35 protein-coding genes and 1 tRNA gene are annotated in these 22,578 nt (G+C 30.4%); all 36 read left to right on the forward strand.

Annotated features, from left to right (window positions below; genetic code table 11):
- Positions 1 to 357 (forward strand): single-stranded DNA-binding protein (locus tag H8S10_RS14975; RefSeq protein WP_186839404.1); only part of this gene is annotated, 357 nt, incomplete at its 5' end.
- Positions 358 to 366: 9 nt separating this feature from the next.
- Entirely contained in the window at positions 367 to 1,353 is a 987-nt protein-coding gene (locus H8S10_RS14980) for a hypothetical protein (RefSeq protein WP_186839405.1), read from the forward strand.
- An 84-nt stretch (positions 1,354 to 1,437) separates the two neighbouring features.
- Positions 1,438 to 1,710: a hypothetical protein gene (locus H8S10_RS14985; RefSeq protein WP_186839406.1), complete on the forward strand. Its 273-nt coding sequence runs from the start codon at positions 1,438 to 1,440 to the stop codon at positions 1,708 to 1,710.
- 42 nt (positions 1,711 to 1,752) lie between these two features.
- Positions 1,753 to 1,905, forward strand: coding sequence for a hypothetical protein (locus H8S10_RS14990; protein WP_186839407.1), 153 nt, complete (start codon positions 1,753 to 1,755; stop codon positions 1,903 to 1,905).
- Between the two features lie 87 nt (positions 1,906 to 1,992).
- Positions 1,993 to 2,376 carry a hypothetical protein gene (locus H8S10_RS14995; RefSeq protein ID WP_186839408.1) on the forward strand — a complete coding sequence of 128 codons (384 nt, stop codon included), beginning with the start codon at positions 1,993 to 1,995 and terminating at the stop codon, positions 2,374 to 2,376.
- Between the two features lie 32 nt (positions 2,377 to 2,408).
- On the forward strand, positions 2,409 to 2,603 hold the full coding sequence (locus H8S10_RS15000; protein ID WP_186839409.1) for a hypothetical protein: 195 nt from the start codon (positions 2,409 to 2,411) through the stop codon (positions 2,601 to 2,603).
- A gap of 30 nt (positions 2,604 to 2,633) precedes the next feature.
- The gene (locus tag H8S10_RS15005) at positions 2,634 to 2,831 is read left to right on the forward strand and encodes a hypothetical protein (protein ID WP_186839410.1); all 198 of its coding nucleotides are present in this window, start codon (positions 2,634 to 2,636) and stop codon (positions 2,829 to 2,831) included.
- A gap of 194 nt (positions 2,832 to 3,025) precedes the next feature.
- Positions 3,026 to 4,051 carry a site-specific tyrosine recombinase/integron integrase gene (gene xerA / locus H8S10_RS15010; RefSeq protein WP_186839411.1) on the forward strand — a complete coding sequence of 342 codons (1,026 nt, stop codon included), beginning with the start codon at positions 3,026 to 3,028 and terminating at the stop codon, positions 4,049 to 4,051.
- A gap of 49 nt (positions 4,052 to 4,100) precedes the next feature.
- A complete protein-coding gene (locus H8S10_RS15015; RefSeq protein ID WP_186839412.1) occupies positions 4,101 to 4,529 on the forward strand; it encodes a hypothetical protein in 429 nt (142 codons plus the stop codon).
- Positions 4,522 to 5,043 carry a hypothetical protein gene (locus H8S10_RS15020; protein ID WP_186839413.1) on the forward strand — a complete coding sequence of 174 codons (522 nt, stop codon included), beginning with the start codon at positions 4,522 to 4,524 and terminating at the stop codon, positions 5,041 to 5,043. Before H8S10_RS15015 ends, H8S10_RS15020 begins: the two co-directional genes overlap by 8 nt.
- 122 nt (positions 5,044 to 5,165) lie before the next feature.
- Positions 5,166 to 5,239: transfer RNA gene (locus H8S10_RS15025), tRNA-Asn, on the forward strand.
- Between the two features lie 339 nt (positions 5,240 to 5,578).
- Entirely contained in the window at positions 5,579 to 5,788 is a 210-nt protein-coding gene (locus H8S10_RS15030; RefSeq protein WP_186839414.1) for a hypothetical protein, read from the forward strand.
- A 22-nt stretch (positions 5,789 to 5,810) separates the two neighbouring features.
- Positions 5,811 to 5,984, forward strand: coding sequence for a hypothetical protein (locus H8S10_RS15035; RefSeq protein WP_186839415.1), 174 nt, complete (start codon positions 5,811 to 5,813; stop codon positions 5,982 to 5,984).
- A gap of 43 nt (positions 5,985 to 6,027) precedes the next feature.
- Entirely contained in the window at positions 6,028 to 6,702 is a 675-nt protein-coding gene (locus H8S10_RS15040; RefSeq protein WP_186839416.1) for a hypothetical protein, read from the forward strand.
- 81 nt (positions 6,703 to 6,783) lie between these two features.
- Positions 6,784 to 7,179, forward strand: coding sequence for a terminase small subunit (locus H8S10_RS15045; protein WP_186839417.1), 396 nt, complete (start codon positions 6,784 to 6,786; stop codon positions 7,177 to 7,179).
- Positions 7,180 to 7,424: 245 nt separating this feature from the next.
- Positions 7,425 to 8,078, forward strand: a complete 654-nt coding sequence (locus tag H8S10_RS15050) for a recombinase family protein (protein ID WP_186839418.1) — start codon at positions 7,425 to 7,427, stop codon at positions 8,076 to 8,078.
- A 36-nt stretch (positions 8,079 to 8,114) separates the two neighbouring features.
- Complete coding sequence (locus tag H8S10_RS15055) at positions 8,115 to 8,315, forward strand: hypothetical protein (protein WP_186839419.1); 201 nt, start codon at positions 8,115 to 8,117, stop codon at positions 8,313 to 8,315.
- 54 nt (positions 8,316 to 8,369) lie between these two features.
- Entirely contained in the window at positions 8,370 to 9,635 is a 1,266-nt protein-coding gene (locus H8S10_RS15060; RefSeq protein ID WP_186839420.1) for a PBSX family phage terminase large subunit, read from the forward strand.
- A gap of 12 nt (positions 9,636 to 9,647) precedes the next feature.
- Positions 9,648 to 10,988, forward strand: a complete 1,341-nt coding sequence (locus H8S10_RS15065) for a phage portal protein (protein ID WP_186839421.1) — start codon at positions 9,648 to 9,650, stop codon at positions 10,986 to 10,988.
- Positions 10,988 to 11,707 carry a minor capsid protein gene (locus H8S10_RS15070; RefSeq protein WP_186839422.1) on the forward strand — a complete coding sequence of 240 codons (720 nt, stop codon included), beginning with the start codon at positions 10,988 to 10,990 and terminating at the stop codon, positions 11,705 to 11,707. The genes H8S10_RS15065 and H8S10_RS15070 overlap by 1 nt, the downstream gene beginning before the upstream one ends.
- 177 nt (positions 11,708 to 11,884) lie before the next feature.
- Complete coding sequence (locus tag H8S10_RS15075; RefSeq protein WP_186839423.1) at positions 11,885 to 12,034, forward strand: hypothetical protein; 150 nt, start codon at positions 11,885 to 11,887, stop codon at positions 12,032 to 12,034.
- Positions 12,035 to 12,167: 133 nt separating this feature from the next.
- Positions 12,168 to 12,803: a DUF4355 domain-containing protein gene (locus H8S10_RS15080; protein WP_186839424.1), complete on the forward strand. Its 636-nt coding sequence runs from the start codon at positions 12,168 to 12,170 to the stop codon at positions 12,801 to 12,803.
- Between the two features lie 12 nt (positions 12,804 to 12,815).
- Positions 12,816 to 13,175, forward strand: a complete 360-nt coding sequence (locus H8S10_RS15085; protein WP_186839425.1) for a hypothetical protein — start codon at positions 12,816 to 12,818, stop codon at positions 13,173 to 13,175.
- A 14-nt stretch (positions 13,176 to 13,189) separates the two neighbouring features.
- The gene (locus tag H8S10_RS15090; protein WP_186839426.1) at positions 13,190 to 14,221 is read left to right on the forward strand and encodes a major capsid protein; all 1,032 of its coding nucleotides are present in this window, start codon (positions 13,190 to 13,192) and stop codon (positions 14,219 to 14,221) included.
- Between the two features lie 80 nt (positions 14,222 to 14,301).
- Positions 14,302 to 14,601 (forward strand): collagen-like protein, encoded by a 300-nt coding sequence (locus H8S10_RS15095; RefSeq protein ID WP_186839438.1) that lies wholly within the window; start codon positions 14,302 to 14,304, stop codon positions 14,599 to 14,601.
- A 36-nt stretch (positions 14,602 to 14,637) separates the two neighbouring features.
- Positions 14,638 to 14,922, forward strand: coding sequence for a hypothetical protein (locus tag H8S10_RS15100; protein WP_347707682.1), 285 nt, complete (start codon positions 14,638 to 14,640; stop codon positions 14,920 to 14,922).
- Positions 14,923 to 14,932: 10 nt separating this feature from the next.
- Positions 14,933 to 15,343, forward strand: a complete 411-nt coding sequence (locus tag H8S10_RS15105; RefSeq protein WP_186839428.1) for a DUF6751 family protein — start codon at positions 14,933 to 14,935, stop codon at positions 15,341 to 15,343.
- A gap of 1 nt (position 15,344) precedes the next feature.
- A complete protein-coding gene (locus H8S10_RS15110) occupies positions 15,345 to 15,704 on the forward strand; it encodes a minor capsid protein (RefSeq protein ID WP_186839429.1) in 360 nt (119 codons plus the stop codon).
- A complete protein-coding gene (locus tag H8S10_RS15115) occupies positions 15,701 to 16,135 on the forward strand; it encodes a chloramphenicol resistance protein (protein WP_186839430.1) in 435 nt (144 codons plus the stop codon). Before H8S10_RS15110 ends, H8S10_RS15115 begins: the two co-directional genes overlap by 4 nt.
- On the forward strand, positions 16,136 to 16,621 hold the full coding sequence (locus H8S10_RS15120) for a hypothetical protein (protein WP_186839431.1): 486 nt from the start codon (positions 16,136 to 16,138) through the stop codon (positions 16,619 to 16,621).
- 11 nt (positions 16,622 to 16,632) lie between these two features.
- Entirely contained in the window at positions 16,633 to 16,977 is a 345-nt protein-coding gene (locus H8S10_RS15125) for a DUF6673 family protein (RefSeq protein WP_186839432.1), read from the forward strand.
- Positions 16,977 to 17,573, forward strand: coding sequence for a bacteriophage Gp15 family protein (locus tag H8S10_RS15130; protein ID WP_186839433.1), 597 nt, complete (start codon positions 16,977 to 16,979; stop codon positions 17,571 to 17,573). Before H8S10_RS15125 ends, H8S10_RS15130 begins: the two co-directional genes overlap by 1 nt.
- Positions 17,574 to 17,585: 12 nt before the next feature.
- Entirely contained in the window at positions 17,586 to 17,723 is a 138-nt protein-coding gene (locus H8S10_RS15135) for a Com family DNA-binding transcriptional regulator (RefSeq protein WP_186839434.1), read from the forward strand.
- Between the two features lie 66 nt (positions 17,724 to 17,789).
- Positions 17,790 to 19,946 (forward strand): tape measure protein, encoded by a 2,157-nt coding sequence (locus H8S10_RS15140; RefSeq protein ID WP_186839435.1) that lies wholly within the window; start codon positions 17,790 to 17,792, stop codon positions 19,944 to 19,946.
- Positions 19,947 to 19,951: 5 nt separating this feature from the next.
- A complete protein-coding gene (locus H8S10_RS15145; protein ID WP_186839436.1) occupies positions 19,952 to 20,662 on the forward strand; it encodes a phage tail protein in 711 nt (236 codons plus the stop codon).
- 11 nt (positions 20,663 to 20,673) lie between these two features.
- Positions 20,674 to 22,578 (forward strand): phage tail spike protein (locus H8S10_RS15150; RefSeq protein ID WP_186839437.1); only part of this gene is annotated, 1,905 nt, incomplete at its 3' end.

Genomic DNA, 22,578 nt, shown 5'->3' on the forward strand with positions numbered 1-22,578 from the left:
GCAGTTACAACAATAACTTTAGCAGTTGAAAATTATAACAGTAAAACTCAAGAAAAAACAGCAGATTTTATACCAGTAGTATTATGGGGAAAACAAGCGGAGAATACAGCTCAATATACGCTTAAAGGTAGTCAAGTTGCAATAAGTGGGAGAATATCAGTTAGGACCTATGATGCCAAAGATGGAACTAAGAGATATGTTACAGAAGTTGTGGCTGATATGTTTAATGGAGTGCAGTTTCTTTCAAAAAATAATAATAGTAACTCAAATAATTCTGTTGAAAATAATGATGTTTTTGGTGGAATGAATTTCGATGAATATAATACGCCAGTAGATGATGGTGATATGCCATTCTAGGGGGAAGTTATGAACAGAGCGGAGAGAAGGGCACGAGATAAAGAAAAGAAGAAAGATAACAATAAAAAGGTGGAGGCTATGGCATGGTTTAGGTCATTACCTCCAGCCAAACAAACGTTAATAGATAGTTTAGTCAAGATAGAAGCTAGTAAAGAAACTGACAATATATATCAAGCTATAGATAGATGCTTTTCGGCTGCTATATTTCAGGAGTTTGACTTTTTAGAATATGAAGAAGTAACAAGAGCAATAGACTTAAGCGCAGAGTTAATGATAGATGATGCACATAAAATAAAAGATTTAAAAGAAAAGTTTGGAGGAAGTTACGATATGGCTATTAAAAAAATAAATGAAATGGGACCAAAAGTTGAAGCGAGAATAAGAGAGTTGATTAAAGAAGGTTATAATCAAAAATCAACTATTAAAACAATATCAGAAGAATTTAAGGATTTAAGTACAGCTATGATAACAAATTCTTATAAGAAAACAAAAGCTTTAGTTAGGGAGGAAGAAAAGTTAAAGAAAGTAGCAGAGCGAGAAGATGTATCTGATAAAAGAAAAGATATAACAGAAGAAGTAGATAAAGAAATAGAAGATGCATTGGAGTATATATTTGAAGAAGATACTAAAGAAACTAAAAATAAGGCTCATACAGAAGAAAAAGAAGTAGGACAAGTAAATACATCTAAGATAGATGAAAAGATTACTACAAAGGAAAATAATAAGGATAAAAAGGCCTCTAAATTAAAAGTTATTAAAGAAGTTACTAAAGTTGTAGAAAGATACATTCAAGGTGAGTGTGGACTATATAACGTAAAAGGATCAGTTGTAACAGTAGATGAAGAATTTGCTTTTAGTAATGTTGAGGATGTAAAAGGTTGGGCAAGTTCTGAAAGAGAGGATTTATTGAAGCAAATAGCTGAAATTAAATCTAAAATAAATCACATAAATTCATGTGAGCTTGAAGCTATAGAAGTTATTGAAACATATATGTAATTAAGCAAATAGGTAGTGTAGCACCTAGAGGGTACAAGCAGACTACACCTTACACTATAACTTGTACCATTAAAGGAGAATATGATGGGAATTTTAGATAAAGCAGTAGAAAAGTATGGAGAAAGACAACTGGATCAAGCACAAGAAGAATTAGCAGAGTTAATAGTTGCTATAAGTAAATATAAAAGAGTAAGTGCAAAAGGAGAACGACAGCTAAGGGAATCTATAGGTATTGTAATTGAGAAAGTTGCAAATATGATTTGTATAGAAACAGAAGATGGTTTTAAAGCAGTCAATGTAAAAACTATAGTTAATATATTTAAGTACGAGAAAAAAGTAGAATGTGAATTTATGTAGTAGATAATTTGGAATTATTATGAAGTAAATGGGGTGCGATTATTGAAAATTAAAGATTTAATAAAGAAACTAGAAGAGTTAGATGGTGAAAAAACTATAGGAGTTTATGATTATGAAGAAGGTAAAGAAGATTTAAATTTAATTATTCTTCATAATAATTATACTAATGGCAAAAGTGATTATTTGATAGAGTAAGATAATTTGGATTTTTAAAACTAGAATTATAGAACAATTCAAGAATAAGATTATGAAATTATTGCGAAATAAATGGAGGTATGAGAAATGAGTAAAAAATGGACTTATGAATTAAATACAATGAGTGATATATGGAGAGGTGGTATTTGCGATAGTAGAGAAGAAGCTATAAGAGAAGCTACCAATGAAGCTTTAATAGATGGTGTTAAGAAATTCAAAATTGGGATATGTGAAGATGTGTTTAACTATGGTATAGATGCAGATGAAGTATTAGAGAGAATTGCTGAAGAAACATATGAAGATGTAGGGGAAGTTGCTGAAGATTATTTAGATGATGTAACTAAAGAGCATAAAGAAGAATTACAAGATAAATTAAATGAGGTTTTTTATTCTTGGCAAGAAAAATATAATTACAAACCTTATTTCTATACTGTTGTAAGTGAAGAAATAATAGAAGTAGATAAGGAGTAGTATCTCGCAATTCAAAAATAGGGGGTACTTTTATGCCGAGACATATTCAAAATATAGAAAGTGTGATAATTACAGAAAGTGATTTAAAAGTCTTTAATAATAGACTTAATTCAGAAGTAGAACATTTATTAAGAAAAGGACTTGAAGTGGCAACAGATAAATTTTTAAATTCTCGTGGATTTTATTCTGCAACACTTACTGGTTATAAAGTTATAAAAGAATGGTAATGAACTATTCAAATATAGGAGGAATTGATAATGAGAGAGTATGTGAACCCAATAGATAATATTATAAAAGAACTAAGACTAAAAAAATACAGAATAATAAAGGCATATAATAGCGGGATGTTTAGTGATAAAGAAACATGTAAACACAACATAGAAGTTCTTAATGCAGGAATACGTGCTATGAACTATGTAAGAAATAAATATCTTATGAAGAAAGAGAGAAATTAATATTAAATTCAAATATTAGGAGGAATTTATGGAGATAGAAATAACAACTTCAACAGGTGTTGAATGGTACAAATATTGCAAGTTAATTAACTAATAATTTAAATAAGAGAGAATATGAGTAAATTTTGTTAATGCTATATACTTCTATTCTCATAAGATAATTAATTTCAATAATAAACGGGGAGGAGAAGAACATGGAAAACTTAAACTATAGAAATTGTAATGAGGAATTAGCTATAAAGATAATTGGGAAATTAACTTTAGAAATGCCAGAACTAGAAGTTAATTTACCTAAGCAATTAGAAATTAAAAGATATGTTGAAGAGATAATATATAACTATGAAGTTACATCTAAGGAAACTGCTTTAGTAACATCAGATTTAGATGGTAAGATAAATTATTTTTTAGCTACAAAGAAGTTGGAAGGCTTATCAGAAGCAACATTAAAGAATTACACATATACATTAAGGAAATTAGAGAAGTTCTTTAATAAACCAGCTAGTACAATTTCTACAGGTGACATAAAGATGTTTATGTACGCAGAGTCAGAAACTAAATCAGCAGCAGGATTAAATACTTTTATGACACCAATAAGGCTTTTCTTTAAATTTTTACAAAATGAAGAGTTTATAGTTAAGGATCCATGTTCTAGCATAAAGCCTGTTAAAGAGCCAAAGAGGGAAAAGAAACCTTTAACAGAGGAACAAGTTGAAATGCTTAGAGATTGTATGCTTAGCAAAAGGGATAGAGCTATATTAGAGTTCTTTCTATCAACTGGATGTAGAGTTGCTGAAGTAGGTAATGTAAAGATAGCAGATATAGATTTTATAAATAAGACTTTACTGGTTATAGGAAAAGGTAATAAGGAAAGACGTGTATATTTTACAGAAAGGTGTAAAAGAGCTTTATTAAATTACTTAAAAGAAAGAAAAGATAATACTGAATATCTATTTGTATCATCTAGAGCGCCACATAAGAAGCTGAATAATAGAGGGTATCAAGTTATAGTGGATAAGATGCAAAAAATGGCTAACATTGAGATGAATATAACACCTCATACATTTAGACATACAATGGCTACAAATGCCCTTAGAAGTGGAATGGCTCCTGAATGCATACAACAAATTTTAGGTCATAATGATGTTGGTCTAACATTAAGAGTATATGCACGTGTAGCACAAACAGAGGTTGAATATAGCTATAGAAAATTAGTATCTTAGAATTAATATAATAGACAAACTATATTGAAGAAGAAATAGGAGGGATTAGATGGAATTTATAACAGTAGAGCAATTTCTAGAGCAACCAGAGGAAGTGCAGGAAACGTTTTTAGATTGGTGGGAATGTAAGCCTTTTGATATATATGCTTGGTTTTGGGATTTTCCAGAGCATTTGAATATTGAGAGTTGTGTTAATAAAATACAAGCTGATTCAATAAATAGAGGTAAAACAATAAATAAAGGGAAAGCAATAGATGATATTATTCCATTATTTACAGAAGGGCAGTTAAGAAGATTTATAGAGGAAAGCACATATACAAAAATAATAGTAAACAAATCAGATGATAAACAATATATTATAGCTTTAATATTAGATAATGATGAAGTTTACAACATGGTGGATACAGAAACAGATGATTTACTTCAAGCATATTGGAAGGTAGCTTGTATGATAGCAAAGGAGGAGTTAGATGGATAAAGAGCTATTTAGAAAGACAGAAGGAAAGTTACGAAACTACTTTCACGAAGAGAAGACCATTGAAGGTTTGAAGCATAGAATAAAAATATTAGAGAGACAGATAAATGAAATTGATCAAGAACTTAAAAAATGTATTGTGAATATAGAACCAGAGAGTAAAAGTCCAGGTTTTGGCGAAAGAGTACAATCATCATCAGATGGTACAAGCTATGCAGAAAGAGAAGTTATAAGAATAACTGATTTAAAGGAAAAAAGAAAGCTAGCAAAAGAAATAGAGATAGAAGAGATAAAAGAAAAAATAGAGAATATAGAGCTTGATAATTCTATACTAGAGTATAACTTACAATACATTAATGAAGAATGGTACAGGTTATTAGAATTAAAATATAAATTCAAAAAGAATGAAGTACAAATATCTTTAGAAATGAATATAAGCCAGTCTCAAGTTAACAAGATAAAGCAAAAGGCTATTGCAGATATTATGAGATGGGAAGAGTGGCGCAAGGTGGAATAAAAAAGGAATAAAATCAGAATAATTATGTAGACAATCTATGAGATAATGAGTATGTAGAGAACGTGGCAAATCCTCCAATGTTATATTATGAGTACCTAGGTGTAAAAGCCTAGGTGTTACATGGAGATATAGTTCAATGGTAGAACAATAGGCTGTTAACCTATATATGTAAGTTCGATTCTTACTATCTCCGCCATAAGCAAACTATGATCCTTATATGGCAGTAGGTAGTATAAGGGGAGTGAAGCAATAAAATTAATCTATTGGCAGGCGGTAAGACCTTACCTACAGGCGCATAGTCGGATAGATGAATGAAAGAATATTAATCTTTCTGGGGCTTGTTTGTGCAAGCGAGGTTAAGTTAATTACCTTCGAGATTATGGGATTAACTTAATGAATAGGTGTTGAGTGTGATAACCGTTGCTGATGCAGAATACACTAAAATCTTACTTCATAAATTCTCAATCCCTTTTATAGAAAAGCACTTAGCAGAAATGTTAGGTGCTTTTTATTATGCACAAAGTGAGGTGATAATATGAGTAATGTAAAGAAAAGGCAATATGTATTTCTAAGTAATTGGGAAGGACAAGACTTAAAATGTGCTTGTTTATTTTATAATCCTTTATGCGAGAATCATAAGAAGTGTGAAGAGATAGAACTTACTCTATCACCTTATGAAGATTTAGAGAGTTGTATGAGGGAGAGAAGATATCAAAGAGTAAATGGAGCTTTAAGACAAAAATAAAATATAAAGTGAGGTTGTTGAAATGAGTAATATAGTTAAGATGAGAGATATATTAAGAGAAACGGCAGATATAATTGACGAGGTATTAGAATTAGAGAAAAGAGATGAAGAAGGCCAAGATGTAGAAAAAGAATTAGAAAGTGTAATGGGAAGATTTTTCATGAAGTTATTAGAGATACAAAAATTAAGTAATTAAGGACTAATAACTTTATTACACATTAAGGATGTGGTTGCATGATGTGAAATGTGATAGAAAGCAGCTAAAGGATATATTGAATATAAGTCTTAATGCACTTAAGCTTATAGAAAAGAGAAATAAGCTGCAGTATAGGTTGAGCAAGTGTGGTTATGATTTAGTAGATAAATATAGAGAAGGAAATAAATATATTTATGTTATTAGGGAAAGTAACAAGGAAATAAAAAAGAAAATAAATAAAATGTATCATACCAACAGGACGGATAAGTTCATTAATTATTTTAATATAAGAACTATAGAAGAACCTAAAACAATAAAGGAAATAGCTCAGGAGTCTAATGTTGGAGAAAAGACAATAATTAAGTGGGATAATACATTGCAAGATAAGAGAATAATCTCTAAGGATGGCTTTTATTACTTTAAGTTAGATAAAACAGAAGGAACTATTAGTGAAATTTGCAAGGAAGAGTATAAGGCTTATTGGAAAAGCAAAGCTTATTTAGGAGCATTTGCAGAACTTAGAAGAAAGTATATGCAAGGAGAGATATCTCTTACAGAATTGCAGCTTACGAGTGGAGATATATCAGTAATAATAAGTATGTTGGAAGATAAGTATTGTTTTAAGGTTAAGAAGTATAAAGTAAATCGAAACGAGATATATGAGCATACCAGAAATTTAATAGATGAATATCAAAAGGGTGTCATTTTGGAGGGGTAAGTACATGTCATATATATAATATATATTGTGTAAATGTATGCCAAAAATGAAACCTTTAATTTGAGGAAAGGAGATATGGTAATGGCAAAGAATCATGGAGGAAGACCTTTGAAGTTTAAAACACCAGAGGAATTAGAAAAAAGAATAGAAGAATACTTTGAATATGCAAAGGAGAATAAAGAAGTACCTACAGTCAGCGGGTTAGCATGGTATTTAGATACCAATAGGCAATGCTTATTAAGATATCAAGAGGATGATAGTGAGTTGTTGAAAAGTGTATCGGATGATGTGAAAGTATTATTTCGTGACACGATAAAAAGGGCCAAGGCTAGAATAGAAGCTGGATATGAACAGACATTATTTAATAAGAATAGTGCTGTTGGTGGTATATTTACTCTTAAGAATAATTATGGGTGGGTAGACAAGCAAGAAGTAGAGCAGACTAACAAGACTATTGAAGTTACTTTAGAGGATTAATATAGTTCTAAAAAGTATAAATTATAAAACTGTATAATAGCAACGTAACTAAGCCATTTGAAAGTATTAAAAATAATAAAAATAGTTCTAAAAGTTAAAGTATACATTTTAAAACTATAATGTTATAATTGATATATGGAGTATAAGGGGGTACATTCTAAATATGAATGGTGAACCACCCACACGGTTAAGAAAAATATTTTTTCAAAACAAAGGGCCAAATATCATTATAAAGGGGTTTAAAAATGAGATATTATGCTTATCACAGAACATCAACTAAAGAACAACATTTGGATAGAGGTATTAAAGCTATAGAAGAGTTTACGAGCAGCAGAGATATTAAATTAGAGTATCTATTTACTGACCAGCAAACAGGAAAGAACTTCGATAGACCTCAATATCTAATTATGAAAAATCAAATGCTTAAAAGTATAGAGAATAGCAATAAGGTTACGTTAATTGTATCTGAACTTGATAGACTTGGTAGAAATAAGGAATTAACTCTCAAAGAAATAAGAGAGCTAAAGGATCATGGAATAAGAATTATGGTTTTAGAGATTCCAACAACATTAACCGAATTGCCAAAAGATAATCTTATGGCAACAATGATGATGGAAACTATAAACAATATGCTTATAGAAATGTATGCTTCATTTGCTCATGCTGAAATGGAGAAGAGAGCCAAAAGGCAAAAAGAAGGTATCGAAGCTAAGAAGGCGCGTGGGGAGTGGGATAATTATGGTAGACCTAGAATAGTTGATTCCCTAGAGTTTGCTAAGTATTACAAAAGAGTATTACAAGGAAAATTGAAGCCTGTAGAAGTAATGAACTTAATGAATATAAATAAGAGTGCCTACTATAGATATAGAAAAGAATACGAGGAAAACTGTAATGAGTAGTGATATAATAGTCTTAATAAAAGGAGTGATTAGGGTATGAAAATAGGGATGAGAAAACCTTCGTTAAAGAAAAGTATTAAGGCTAGAACTACTGGAAAAGCTAAAAGGGCACTTAAAAAAGCCGTAATACCTGGTTATGGGAAGAAAGGTACGGGGTGGATAAAGAACCCAAAGAAAGCTGCTTATAATAAAGTGTATAAAAAGACAACTTTTAGTATCTTTGATTTATTTAAATAAAATTAAGAACTCTCAATAATGAGGGTTCTTTTTATTTGGAGGTGATTTACTGCTATGGCTAATACAAAATTTAAAATATCAAAGAAGTGTTTTAACGAGGCTTATTTACCTCAACTTCAAAATTATGAAAGTAGATTCAATGTTTTTTATGGTGGAGCTGGTAGTGGTAAATCACACTTTGTATTCGCTAAGATGGTGTTTAAATATCTAAAGTATCCTAATAGAAAGTGTTTAGTAGTAAGAAAAGTAAGTAATACACTGAGAGATTCATGTTTTGCTTTAGTTAAAAGTATTCTTAGTGATTGGCAACTATATGAACAATGTAAAATTAACAAAACAGATTTGACTATTGAGCTTCCTAATGGGAGCCATTTTATTTTCAAAGGTATGGATGACCCAGAAAAAATAAAATCTATTGCCAATATAGATGATATTGTGGTTGAGGAGTGTACTGAAGTTGATGAATTTGACTTTGACCAATTATCTTTAAGACTTAGATCAAGAAATCCGTATAACCAAGTGCATTGTATGTTTAATCCAGTAAGTAAAGAAAATTGGGTTTATAAAAGGTGGTTTAAAGAAGGTGCTGATTATAATAAAGATAATACAGTAATTTTACATACTACTTATAAGGATAATAAATTTTTGCCTAAAGAATATATAGAAAATTTATTAGATATGCAAAGAAGCAATCCAGCGTATTTTAGGATATATGCCCTCGGGGAATTTGCTACACTAGACAAACTTATATATACAAATTGGAAGGTTGAGACTTTTGATTATAGAGAAGTTTTAAGAGCTGTTAAGGAGAGTAAAGCTATATTTTCTTTAGACTTTGGTTTTACTAATGATCCCACTGCTTTTGTATGTTCTATAATTGATAAAATTAATAAAAAATTATGGATATTTGACGAGTTTCAAGAAAAAGGACTTTTAAATGATGAAATAGCAAAGAAAATTATAGATATGGGTTTTAGAAAAGAAGTTATTATATGCGATAGTGCCGAGCCAAAATCTATTGAAGAATTAAGAAGAAATGGGCTTGATAGAGTTAAAGGTGCTGTGAAAGGTAAGGATAGTATTATAAATGGAATTAACCTATTACAGCAATTTGAAATTATAATTCATACTAATTGTGTATGTATTCAAGAAGAATTTAGAAATTATACATGGAGAAAAGGTAAAGATGGAGAATATGTAAATATTCCTATAGATAAGTACAATCATGGTTTAGATGCATTAAGATATGGAGTTTCAACAGATGTCGGGACTGTGAACAATAAAGTACAATTATTAGATAGAAGATTGTTAGGATTATAGGAGGTGCAAATCTTGAATATTAATGATATTTTAAAAAAGCTTTTTAAAAAAGAAATTGGATTAGACCTTAGTAATCCAGAACACTTGAAGCTAGTAAAAAAAGCTTATGGATCTTATCATGTGTTTAAAAATATTTATACTAAGATGTATCAATATTATAAGGGTGATACTGATGCAATTAGAAAATATTTATTCGTAACTGAAAGATCTAATCTTAAAATAAATTTAAATTATATAAAAAAATTCATAAAAGAAGAAGTTGCTTATACATTGGGGAATGATATAACTTATGAATCGAGAACCGATAATGAAAATGTAGTTAGTGATATAGAGTATTATACAGCTCACTGGAATGAGTTGCATGATACTGATTTGATGAAGTATTTAATTGTTTTTACAAAAGTCTATGAGCTTTATTATATTGATGATAATGCAGATTTCTGTAGTAAAATTATAAAACCTACAGAAGGATATGCTTATTATGATGAATCTTCAAAGAAGGTTCTTTTTTTTATACATTCTTTTAAGAATGACTTTGATACAACAACTTCTTATATAGATGTTTATACTGCTGATAAGATATATCATTTTGATAGTAAATTTAATGAAATAGCAGCTCCAACTATTAATATTTTTGGAGAAGTACCTGTTTCTATAGGAGAATTAACTGAAGAAGGCTATGACGATAGCTTATACAAGGATTTAAAAGGACTTCAAGATGCATTTGAAACTAATCTATCGGATATCGCTAATGAGATAAGTGATTTTAGAAATGCTTACTTATTGTTTGTAAATTCTCAAGTTGGAGAAGATGATGTTCCTAAAATGAAGAAGTTAGGAGTTTTACAACTTCCAGGAGATAAGGCAGATGCAAAATGGTTAATTAAGAACATAAATGATACCTTTATTCAAAATACTCTAAATAGATATGAGGATACAATGTATCAATTAGCTTGTCACATCAATCATAATGAAAAACTTCAATCTAATTTATCGGGAATAACTCTAAGATCTAGATTAATTGTATTAGAAAATAAATGCAGTTTAGAAATAAAAGCACATAAAAATATAGTTAAAAATAGACTTAGGTTCCTATTTAAATATTTAGACTTAAAGAAAAATAAAAAGTATGATTATAAAGATGTTAAAGCTCTTTATACTCCTAACATACCAACTGATGATTTATCAACTGCTCAAATGTTATCTCAAATTCCTGAAGGAATTATTTCTAAGGATACTGCAAGAGGATTATTTAGTTTTATAAATAATAAAGTTGCTGAAGCTGAAAAAGTAAAAGAAGAACAAAAAGAAGAGATTGACAATGTAAATCTAGATGAGTTTGGTGATGAATAATGAAGCAAGTGGACTTTATTAAAAGTTTATATGAAATGACTGATGACGAGATTAAAAGTTTATATAAAGTTTTAAAGAAAAATAAAGATGAATTATCGCAAAGGTTAGCTAACATCTTACTGGATTATACTATTGCTGATGGGAATATGGATATTAAAAGAGTAGATAGAGTTAAATTGTACAATGATATTTCAAAAGAAGTAATTGATGATAGTAAAGAAGTGTCTAAAATAGAGGTTGATTTAATAGATGGAATATTAATAACCGTTATTAATGAAACTGCTAAGTATTGGAACTATAATATTGGTTTTGAAGATGTAAGAAAAATTATAAAAAATAACTTCAAAGGAAAACATTTTAGTACTAGGGTTTGGGATAATGAGAGTGATGTGGCTAAAGAGTTACATTTGCTCATTAATGATTTTCTAGATGGGAAAATTAATGTCAATCAAATAAAAAATAGAATCAATAAAACATTTAATAAAGGTGCTTACAATGCTAAACGGTTAGTAGAGACGGAAGTAGCTAGAGTTGAAGATGAAGCATTTAAAAGGTTTTGTAATGAAACTGGAGTTAAAAAAATTAAAAGAAATGCTATTTTAGATACACATACTTGTAGTGATTGTGCTGATTATGATGGAGTGATTTATGATTTGGATAAAGCTCCAACTTTGCCTTCACATCCAAATTGCAGGTGCTTTTATGAAATAGTTGAATAGGGGTGAGTAAGTTGAGGATGCTTGAAAAGCTAAAACAAATATTTAATACAAAAAATCATAAGCATGAGATAGTTTATCAAAGAGGCTTTGGTTACAGGTGTAAATGGTGTGGAAAACCTAAATTACAATGTAATTAAAGTCTTTTATTATACTTAAAATTAAAAGAGGGTCAGTAGTATGGATAGGAAAAAAATTACAATAGAAAGTGTGTTAATAATATCTTTGATTGTAAATATTGTAGTAGATATTTATAAAATCATAGATACAAGAAAAATGATAAATAGAAATGAAATTATTTTAGAAGAATTAAAGAATTTAAGTGATTAAAGTCTTAGGAAACTGAGGCTTTTTATTATACCTAAAACGTCTTGTGGACCTAAGGTGTGCAAGGGGTAAATAAAAATATTAAATAAATTTTGTGTCCTAAGGTACATAGTAGTTTAGGGGATAAGGAGGATATATGTTAAAGAAAGAATTATTAAAATTAATTGAAAAAGCTGGTGATGATGACAATATAGATTCATTACTAGAAAATAGTGATTTAGCTAAGTCACTACAAGCTAGTGGACTTACTTTAGAGGCCTTTAAAGAAAAAATGAAAACTGATAAAGATTTTAAGTCTTATATTGAGAGTGAAAATGATAAGTATCATAATAAAGCGCTAGATACTTGGAAAAAGAACAATTTAGAGAAGGAGCTTGAACCATTTATTAAGGACAAGTATCCGGATTTAATAACAGATCCAACTCAAAAGAAATTATTAGAATTAGAAAAGCAGTTAGCAGATGAAAAAGCTGCTAATGCTAGAAAAGATTTATTAGCTCAAGCTATGAAGTATGCTGCAGATAAGAAATTGCCAGCTAGTGTTATTGAAAAATGTTTAGGAGAAGATTTCGATAAAACTAAAGAGGTTATTGATTCTATAGCAGATGATTGGTCAAAGGGGCTTGAAGCAATAGCTACTGAGAAAATGAAGTCAAACTCGTATGTTCCTGGCAAAGGTTCTGATGGAAAACCAATTAGCATTGGAGCTTCTATTGCAGCTCAAAATAATTCAAAATCAAGTGCGCCAAGTAATCCTTGGGGTGATAAATAAGGAGGAAAGTTTATGTATTTTAACAGAATGAAATATGAAAATGATATGGAGATTTTAGTTACTGAAAAAAATTTAGTTGCTTTTTCAGGAACAATTGCATCAGCTGGAGTTGATACTAACCCAGAAGGAAGGAAAATTGTAAAAGCTGGTTCTTTTATAGATGCTGCAGGAGCAGTTGTAAAACCAAGTGGTTCTACATTCCCAGGAACACCAATTGGAATTTTACGTAATACAGTAGATGTAACCAATGGGGATGCTCCAGCTTCAATAATAGTTGAAGGTTATTTAAGAGAAGATAGGGTATTAGATGGTTTTGACGAAGGAGCTAAAACTGCAGTTAAAGCAAAAGTACCAAATATAAAATTTAGATAGGAAGGTGAATAATTATGGCAAGATTAGAAGAAGTTTTTAATACAAATGAGTTAGTTAATTATTTTAAAGAAAGAAAAGTTACACCTATGTTAGGGGAATCACTTTTCCCAGAAAGAAAAATTCAAGACATTGAATTTGATATGATTCTAGGTTCAGGAGGACTTCCTGTAAGTGCAGAAGTTCATGCTTTTGATACTGAAACACAATTAGCTTCAAGAGAAGCAATTGAAAAAGGTGTTGCAAGTTTAGCACTTATTAAGAGAAAAATAAAAATTGCTGAGAAAGAGATTATAAAAATAAATAATCCGAGAACAGATTCAGAATTAGCCTTTGTTTTATCTCAACTTTATAATGATGCCGAAAAAATGACTGATTCAGTTAAAGTTAGAGTTGAAGCAATGAGAATGGAACTATTATCTACAGGTAAAATTGCTATTAATGAAAATAAAGTAAAAGTAACAATTGACTATAAAGTTCCATCTGGAAACAAAAAGTCATTTACATGGAACACACCAGATAGTGACACTCCATTAGATGATTTAGCTACATTAGCTGATGCGGTGGAAGCTGAAAGTGGATCAAGACCAACTAGAGCGTTAACATCCAGAAAGGTTGTTAAGACAATATGTAATACTGCAAGTGTAAGAAGAGCGATTTATGGAGTTAATTCAGATAAGATTGTTACTTTAGCTGCTTTAAATGAATTATTAGCTCAATTAGATTTACCACAAATAGTAGTTTATGAAGGAAAATACAAAAAAGAAACTGCTAAAGGATTTACTACTACTAGATACTTCCCTGAAAATGTAATTGCCATGTTTGGTGATGAAACTTTAGGTGAAACTATTTATGGATTAACTGCTGAAGAAGTTAAATTAATTGGAGATGGAAAGATGGAGGAAGCTTCAGTGTTAGATAATAAGATTTTTGTTGGAACTTACACATCTATTGATCCAGTTGGAGAGTTTACTAAGGCTGTTGCTACTGCATTACCAACGCTTCCACATGGAGAAGAGTTAGGAATAGGAACTATTACCTTACCCTAATCCTGCCCTAGAGACATCTAAAGTCGGTAAAGCTAGGGTAGGCAAAGCAAAAGTAGGTAAAGAATAGGAAGGTGATATAAATGGCATATCAAAAACATACGTGGCAAGATGGAGAATTAATTACACATGAAAGGCTAAATGCTATAGAAAATGGTATAGCAGAAATAGAATTAACCCCGGGACCACAAGGAGCAACGGGACCAAAGGGTGATACTGGTGCGCAAGGACCACAAGGACCTAAAGGTGCAGATGCAGTAATTAATAAATTAAATAAAGTAGACCCATTAACTGTGGAGTCTGCTACTACTCAGCAAATAGCAACTACAGTAAATAACTTAATTGCAGATTTAAAAGCAAAAGGATTTATGAATAATCAATAGGAGAGTACTTAGGTACTCTCTTTAAATTTATGAGGAGTGGTAATTTTGACTTTAGAAGAGAAAAATGAAGCTAAGGCTATTCTAGTCATTAGAAATTACCTTAATAGAAATTTTAATGACGAATATATAAAAAAGAATTATGGCTTAGCTATAGATCAGTTAATAGAAAATGCAAATAAAATAAATGCCACTAAACCAGTAGGGGTAAAATCTATGAGTGAAGGGAATCAATCTATATCATTTGAAAGCAATTTGGAGGCTTGGGCGATAACTTCTGATGTAAAGGCATTATTACCAACTCCATATGTTCGGATGTATTAGAGGTGATGCAGTGGGAGTATTATTTAAAAATTCAGATATAACTATTTACAATAGATATTATGATAATTCTTTAGGTGCAGATAGATATCAAAGAACTGTTATTAAGGGTGTAAACTGGCAAGGTAAAAGAAATGGTACTGTATCAGACAAAGGATTATTACTTGCTGATAGTACACTTATTTTTATAGATAAGCTAGATAATTATGTTAGTACTAAAAGATTTGCCAAATTATTAGATGAAGATAGAAAGAATTATTTTACTTTTGCTCCTGGAGATAAAATTGTTAAAGGTGAGGTAGAGTTTGAAATAACAGGCATCAATCCTTATCGGCTATCTGATTTAGAGAATGAATTTGATGATGTTATAGATATTAAATCTGTTAATGAACTTTCAGGGCACTTTGAAGTGGAGGGTGTGTAGTATGACCACTAAAGTTAGAGTTGAAATGAATGATACTCAAAAGATACTGTTAAAAAGGTATTTAAATAAAAATGGTGAAGCTCAAATGAGATTTTCTAAAGAGTGTGCTAAGTGGATGAATAATTACATCCCTTTTTTAACTGGTAGATTAAAGGACTGGAAGGTTCAAGTTAATAAAAACAATGTAACTTATAACGCTCCATATGCACGTAAGCAATACTATACTAATAAAGGTATGGGAAAACAGGGTACTAGCCTAGGTGGTTTACGTGGAAAGGTATGGGATAAGAGAATGTGGAATGATAGAGGAAATGAAATAGTTAAATCTATAGCACAGTTTGTAGGAGGTAGGGCTAAATGATTATAGATAGTCTTAGAAATTACATGAGGAATTTAAAATGTTTAGATACATTTAATAATGCTATAAGAGTTAATGTAAATTATTTAGAGCCTAATACAGATACATATTCTATTGAGGAAGTACCTGTAAATCCTATAATAAAAAGGTATGTTAATGGAGATAGTATAAGGCAATATGCTTTTATATTTACAAGTAGAGAACCTTATGGTGTAGATGTTTTAACTAATATTGATAATTCAGGATTTTATGAGAAATTAGCAGTTGAAATTGAAAGTAATAACAATAATGAAATTTTACCTATATTAGATGAAAATTTAGAAGCATTAACAATAGAGGTTACAAGTACTGGATATGCTTTTGCGGTAACAGAAGATACTGCGCAATTCCAGATACAATTAAGATTAAAATATTTTAAGAAAGGAATGAATTAAATGGGAATTAGAAAAAGAAAAGTACAAGCTAACTATTTAAAGGTTAAAGACGCTTTTGAGTTGCTAGGAACAGGATTTACTGAATTAAATGAAAGTCCTTCAGCGAAAACTACTTCTAAAAGATACATTAATCAATCAAGCTCAACACAAAGCGTTACTAGCTATGAGTGGGGTACAAGCTTTAATACTGATCAAATTAATAGTGAAAAGGCTATTGAATATATTAGGGATATTGGAGAAATGCAAAAGACTGGTGCTGATGCAGAAACAGAATATCTTATAGTTGATTTAGATAAACCTGGAACTGCTGAAGGAAGCTTTAGAGCAAGAAAATTCAAAGTTGCTATTGCAGTAGATTCATTTGATGATAACGATGGAGAGTTAGGTATTAGTGGAAGTTTCTTAGGACAAAGTGATCCTATTGAAGGAACATTTACAGTTGCAGCTAAGGAGTTTGCAGAAGGTTTTGCAGCTAAAGTAGAATAGGAGTGATTTTAATGGTACTTAATGGTGTTGAATTGGAAGATTTAGATATATATGATCTTGAAGTTGCTGAAAAGTTTGACAAAGCGTTAAAGGATATAGATATAGTAAAGGAAGAAGTCAAAGGGATGGGGAATGTTGACGGTATAAGAACATTATGTACTGCTATATTTGACGTATTTAATGCTATGTTTGGAGAAGGAACTGATAAAAAAGTTTTTGGAAATAGAGTTAATTTATTGATTTGTTTAAAGACATTAGAGGAATTTGTTCTAAAAATGAAAGAGCAAGAGAAGGAAATGGATAAATTAATGAATAAGTATTCTCCTAATAGAGCCGCTAGGAGAAGTAAAAAATAATGAATTTACTTATTGATGTTGTTCCAACTACTGTAGATATAGAGGGGACAGATTATGAGATTAATAGTGATTTTCGTATTTCTATTTTATTTGAATTATTAATGCAAGATAATTCTATAGGAGAAGAAGAAAAAATATGCAGAGCTTTAGGGTTATATTATTCTATTATACCTGAAAATATTAAAGAAGCTATAGAACAAATACTATGGTTTTATAGATGTGGTAAAGATATAAGAAATCAAAAAGGAAATGGTAAAGGTAAAAACGTAACTCAAATTTATAGTTTTGAATATGATGATGACTATATCTATGCTGCGTTTTTGGATCAATATAATATTGATTTACAGGATATAGAGTATTTGCATTGGTGGAAATTTAAAGCTATGTTTAAAGCTTTAAAAGGGGATAATGAGATAGTTAAGATAATGGGTTATAGAAGTATGGATTTATCTAAAATTAAGGATAGAGAGCAAAAGTCTTACTATAAGAAGATGCAAGAACTTTATCAAATTCCTATATCTAAAGGTGAAAGAGAGAAGTTAGATGAAATAACTGCAGTTTTGTTAAATGGTGGAGACTTGAGTAAAGTATTGTAAGTATTTGAGAAGGTGATTATTATAGATAATATACGTTGTATAAATTGTAATCAGTTATTGTTAAAAGCTGATTATATTAAAGGGGAGATTAAATGTCCTCGATGCAAAAATATAAATAAATTAGAGATTAAACAAAAAGACAGAGCTTAGAGCCACACCTATGAGTAGTGAGCCAATGCCTGCTTTTTTTATTTTATAAAGAAAGTAGGTGAGTAAATGGCTGATGGAAGAATTATAATTGATACCGAAATAGATAGCAAAGGTGCAGAGAAAGATTTAAAAGCATTTAATGGCAAACTGGGAAGCTTGGTAAAAACAGGGGTAAAATCAATAACTGGATTAATAGCTGGAGCTACTGCTGCCTTAGGTGGGTTAAGTGCCATAGGGTTGAAATTTAATTCTGATATGGAAAACTACTTAACTAACTTTGAGGTTATGTTAGGAAGTGCAGAGGCAGCAGTAAAGCACGTTGAAGATTTAAAAAAGTTTGCAGCCAAAACACCTTTTGAAATGACAGATTTAGCGAATGCAAGCAAACTTATGCTTCAGTTTGGAGCAGATGTTAATGATATAATGCCTAATCTTCAAATGTTAGGAGATATTTCACTGGGGAATAGTGAAAAATTTCAAAGTTTAGCTTTAGTATTTTCACAAGTTCAATCACAAGGTAAGTTGATGGGACAGGATTTACTTCAAATGATAAATGCTGGATTTAATCCATTACAAATAATATCAGAGAAAACGGGTAAATCAATGGCAGAGCTAAAGGAAGAGATGGCTGATGGTGCTATAACTTATGAAATGGTAGCAGAAGCTATGAAAGTTGCTACATCTGAAGGTGGAAGATTTTATCAAGGGATGGAAAAACAATCCCAAACGATGACAGGGTTAATGTCTACGCTAAAAGATAATGCAACTTCTTTAATTGGAGATGTATTTCAACCTATAAGTAATAGTATTAAAAATGATATATTACCAGCTGCTTTGAGGTATGTAGATGAATTACAGAAAGCTTTTGAAAGTGATGGGATAACCGGCGTTGTATCAAAATTTGGAGAAATAGGCGGAGAGATAGTTTCACAACTTGCTAATTCACTACCTAAAATAGTTGATATGGGTGTAAATATAGCGCAGAGCTTTATAACTGGCATAAAAAATAATCTACCAGCTATAGCTACTGGTGCTATTAATATAGTAATGTCTTTAGTTAATGGAATAATAGAAATGTTACCAATGCTTTTAGAAGTAGGGTTACAGGCGCTGATAACTTTAGGACAAGGAATAGCACAAAACTTACCTACGTTAATTCCAACTATAGTAAATTTAATTATTTCTATGTGCGATATGATAATTGAGAATTTACCATTAATTATAGATGTAGCAATAGATATTATATTGGCCTTAGTACAAGGGTTAATTAATGCCTTACCAACATTAATTGCAGAAGTACCAAGGATTATAAATAGTTTTGCTAGTGGGATATATAATGCTTTGCCACAGATACTCAAAGCTGGAGTAGATATAATAGTGATGTTAGTTAAGGGACTAATAGATAGTATTCCTATTATAATTCAAAATTTACCCCAAATAATTATGGCTATTATAAATGCTTTTACTTTAGTAAATTGGGCGAGCATAGGTAAAAACTTAATTTCTGCTATAGGTAGTGGAATAAAATCAATGGTATCTAATATAGGTACAATAGCTAAGTTTACTGCTGAAAGTGTTGTGAATGGAATAAAAGGTATATTTTCAGCTGGAGGTAGTATAGGTAAAAACTTAATAAGCTGGATAGCTAACGGTATTAGTAGTTCTATAGGGAATTTACTTCAAGCAGCTAGAAATGTTGCGATATCTGCTATAAATGGCATAAAAAATATATTAAGTTGGGATAGTGCTGCTAGTATTGGGAAAAACCTTATACAAGGTCTTTGGAATGGTATTTCTAATATGGGCGGTTGGATTCTAGATAAAATAAGTGGTTTTGCTAGTAGTATAATTGGGGGAATTAAAGGAGTCTTTGGAATTCACTCTCCATCTCGTGTAATGAGAGACTTAATAGGTACCAATATAGTTAAAGGTATAGGGGTAGGTATAGATGTAGAGACTCCTAACTTAGAAAAAGATATTGATGCAAATATGAGTGATTTAGTTGCTAAAATGAAAGGGATAGTAGATTATGAAACTACTATGACTACTGCAAGAGTTGTTGCTTATAATAATAGTTTAAGTGATGGAGTTGAAGAAAGTGATACTAAGTCAGGTAAACAAGTGATAGAAAATCATATACATGTTGATATTGAAGGGAAAGAAGTTGCCTATGCAATAGCTCCATATCAAGACATATTAGCTGAATATGGTGAAGGGAGGTAAAGTAAGTGTTAAAAGAAGGTGAATTATATTTTAATGGAAATAGAAGTTTAAATCTTAATTTATTCTTAGAAAACTATCCTTCTATTCCTATAACTAATGAGGAATATGAAGAAGTACCCATAGAAGGTAGGAATGGAAAGTTAATAATTAATAAAGGAACTTATCCTGATAAAAAAATACCGTTCACATTTACTATTTTATCTCCAAGGATTGAAATTGACTTTGAAAGAGTTTATGAATGGCTTACTGAAATTGAAGATAATAGACTGATATTTGGTAGGAGAGATAGATGTTATAAGGTAAAGAAAGTTATTTTCGGAGATATACAGAAAGAATTTAGGAGCATAGGTGAATTTGATGTAACTTTTATATGTGAGCCTTTTGTACAGGATCTTGAGGAAACAGTACATGAAATAACTACTAGTGGATATAAAATCTACTATAATGGTAATGCTCCAGGAGACACTTTGATAAAAGTTTATGGAAGTGGGAATATACAATTAACTATAAACGGTGAAACAATGCAAATAAATAATGTCACTGATTATGTAGAAATAGACAGTGATTTACTGCAAGTAAGAAACCAAGATGGAACCTCTAAGGATAATGATGCCTTAGGGGATTTTATTTTATTTACCAAAGGTGAAAATGTGATTTTTTATTCAGGTACAGTAACAAAAATAATAGTGGAATATACCACAAAATATAAGTGTTAGGAGGAATATAAATGAAAAAACAAATAAAGGTAGCTTATTTCCCTTCTAATACTGAAAAAAATAAAGTTTTAAGTAGTAACGGTAAAAGTCTAGATAGGTATTGCATTAAATGTATTCCTGATGAAGATGTAAGCACAGGTAATTATATTGTTGATTTGAAATTTTTAATTGATGATAATATCCAAGACCTATTACAGGAAGAAGTAATTTTAAAAGTTCTATTGGATTATGGAAATGAAATTTTTAGAATAAGTAAAGTAACAGTAGGAACTAGATATATAGATGTAGTTGCTAGACAAATAACTATAGCTGATTCTTTGACATTATGGCTAGAAGATGTAAGACCTACAAACTTAAATGGTCAAGCTGCAGTATCTTGGTTGTTAGATAAAGCAGAAGGTAAGAAGGAAATACAAATTGTTTCAGATATAGATACAGTTGCTACAGCATATTATCAAAGAATATCATTATATAAAGCCTTACATGATAATGATAACTCTTTCTTAAATCGTTGGGGTGGAGAAGTCCAAAGACGAGGATATACTATTTATATTAATAAGCGTATTGGAACCGATAGAGGATTTACTATTAGAGAGGGTAAAAACCTTACTGGATTTGAAAGTACTTCTAATATAGATAAATTGGTTACTAGAGCGAGAGGACAAGGGTACAATGGAATATTAGGTAATTATATAGATAGTCCTTTAATAGGCTCTTATAATCGAATATACACTAGCGTAATTAAATATGATGATGTTAAGGTTAAAGATGAGTATTCTGAAGAAGGTTATGATGATTTAGAACAGGCTCAATCCGAGCTTGATAGAAGAATAGAAGAAGAGTTTTCTAAAAATGATATAGATAAAATTAAGGCTAGTTATACTATTAATTTCGTTCAATTAGAAAAGACAGAAGAATATAAAAACTATGTAGTAGCAGAAAGATTATTTATAGGTGATGATTGTAGAGTTTACCTTCCTAAGTTAAATATAGATATAAAAGTAAGAGCTATGTCTAAAAAATATGATGTTTTAGCTCAAAAAACTAAGGAAATTAAGTTAAGCAATTATATAGAAGCTAAACCTTTAAGCATTAAGCAAATAACGGAAAGGTTAGAGTCTATGGACAGTACAGAAACTATTCTTCAAATTGCTAAGGATAATGCAACTGCACTGATAAAAGGTGGACTTAAAAACTCTTATGTAATAGTTAGAGAAAATGAAATTCTAATTATGGATACTAAGGACATTAATACAGCAACTAATGTTTGGAGATGGAACGCTGGAGGTTTAGGACATAGTAGCAATGGTTATTATGGAACTTATGGAACTGCTATTACTCAAGATGGAGCTATAGTAGCTGATTTTATAACAACTGGGGTGTTAAATGCAGCTTTAATTAAAACAGGATTAATAACATCTACCAATGGAAGGATGGTTATAGATGTAGATAATGGAATAATTTCTAATGGAGCTAATGGATATTCAACTATTATGGATAGGGGAGGACATATATTTCAATCAGAAGGAGAAAATGTTGGGGCTGTTCGTTCTAGTAGTTTCCCAAGTAATAGAAATATAAATGGATTAAGCATGGTGGCTATGGAACAGGGGGACTATGTAGATATTGGATATACTGATTCTAGCGAAATAGATGAGAATTCAACATTTATTCCCGTTATAAGGTATGCTAAGAGTAAGCATGAATTGTTAGGTAATTTTATAGGAATACAATTAAAAGCAAATACTAGACTAGATTATGGAAGTGCATTATATTTTAAAAATAATTCGAACTACGACTACGACAGTATTATGTATGCATCTACAGGAGGACATATCTGTAGTTTTGGTGATAATGGATTAGTTTTTGGTTATAGAGAAGGAGATTCTAATACAATAGCTATGCAAATAAATGAG

Origin of the sequence: Clostridium sp. NSJ-49 (assembly GCF_014287725.1) — a bacterium.
Classification (GTDB): Bacteria; Bacillota; Clostridia; order Clostridiales; family Clostridiaceae; genus Clostridium; species Clostridium disporicum_B.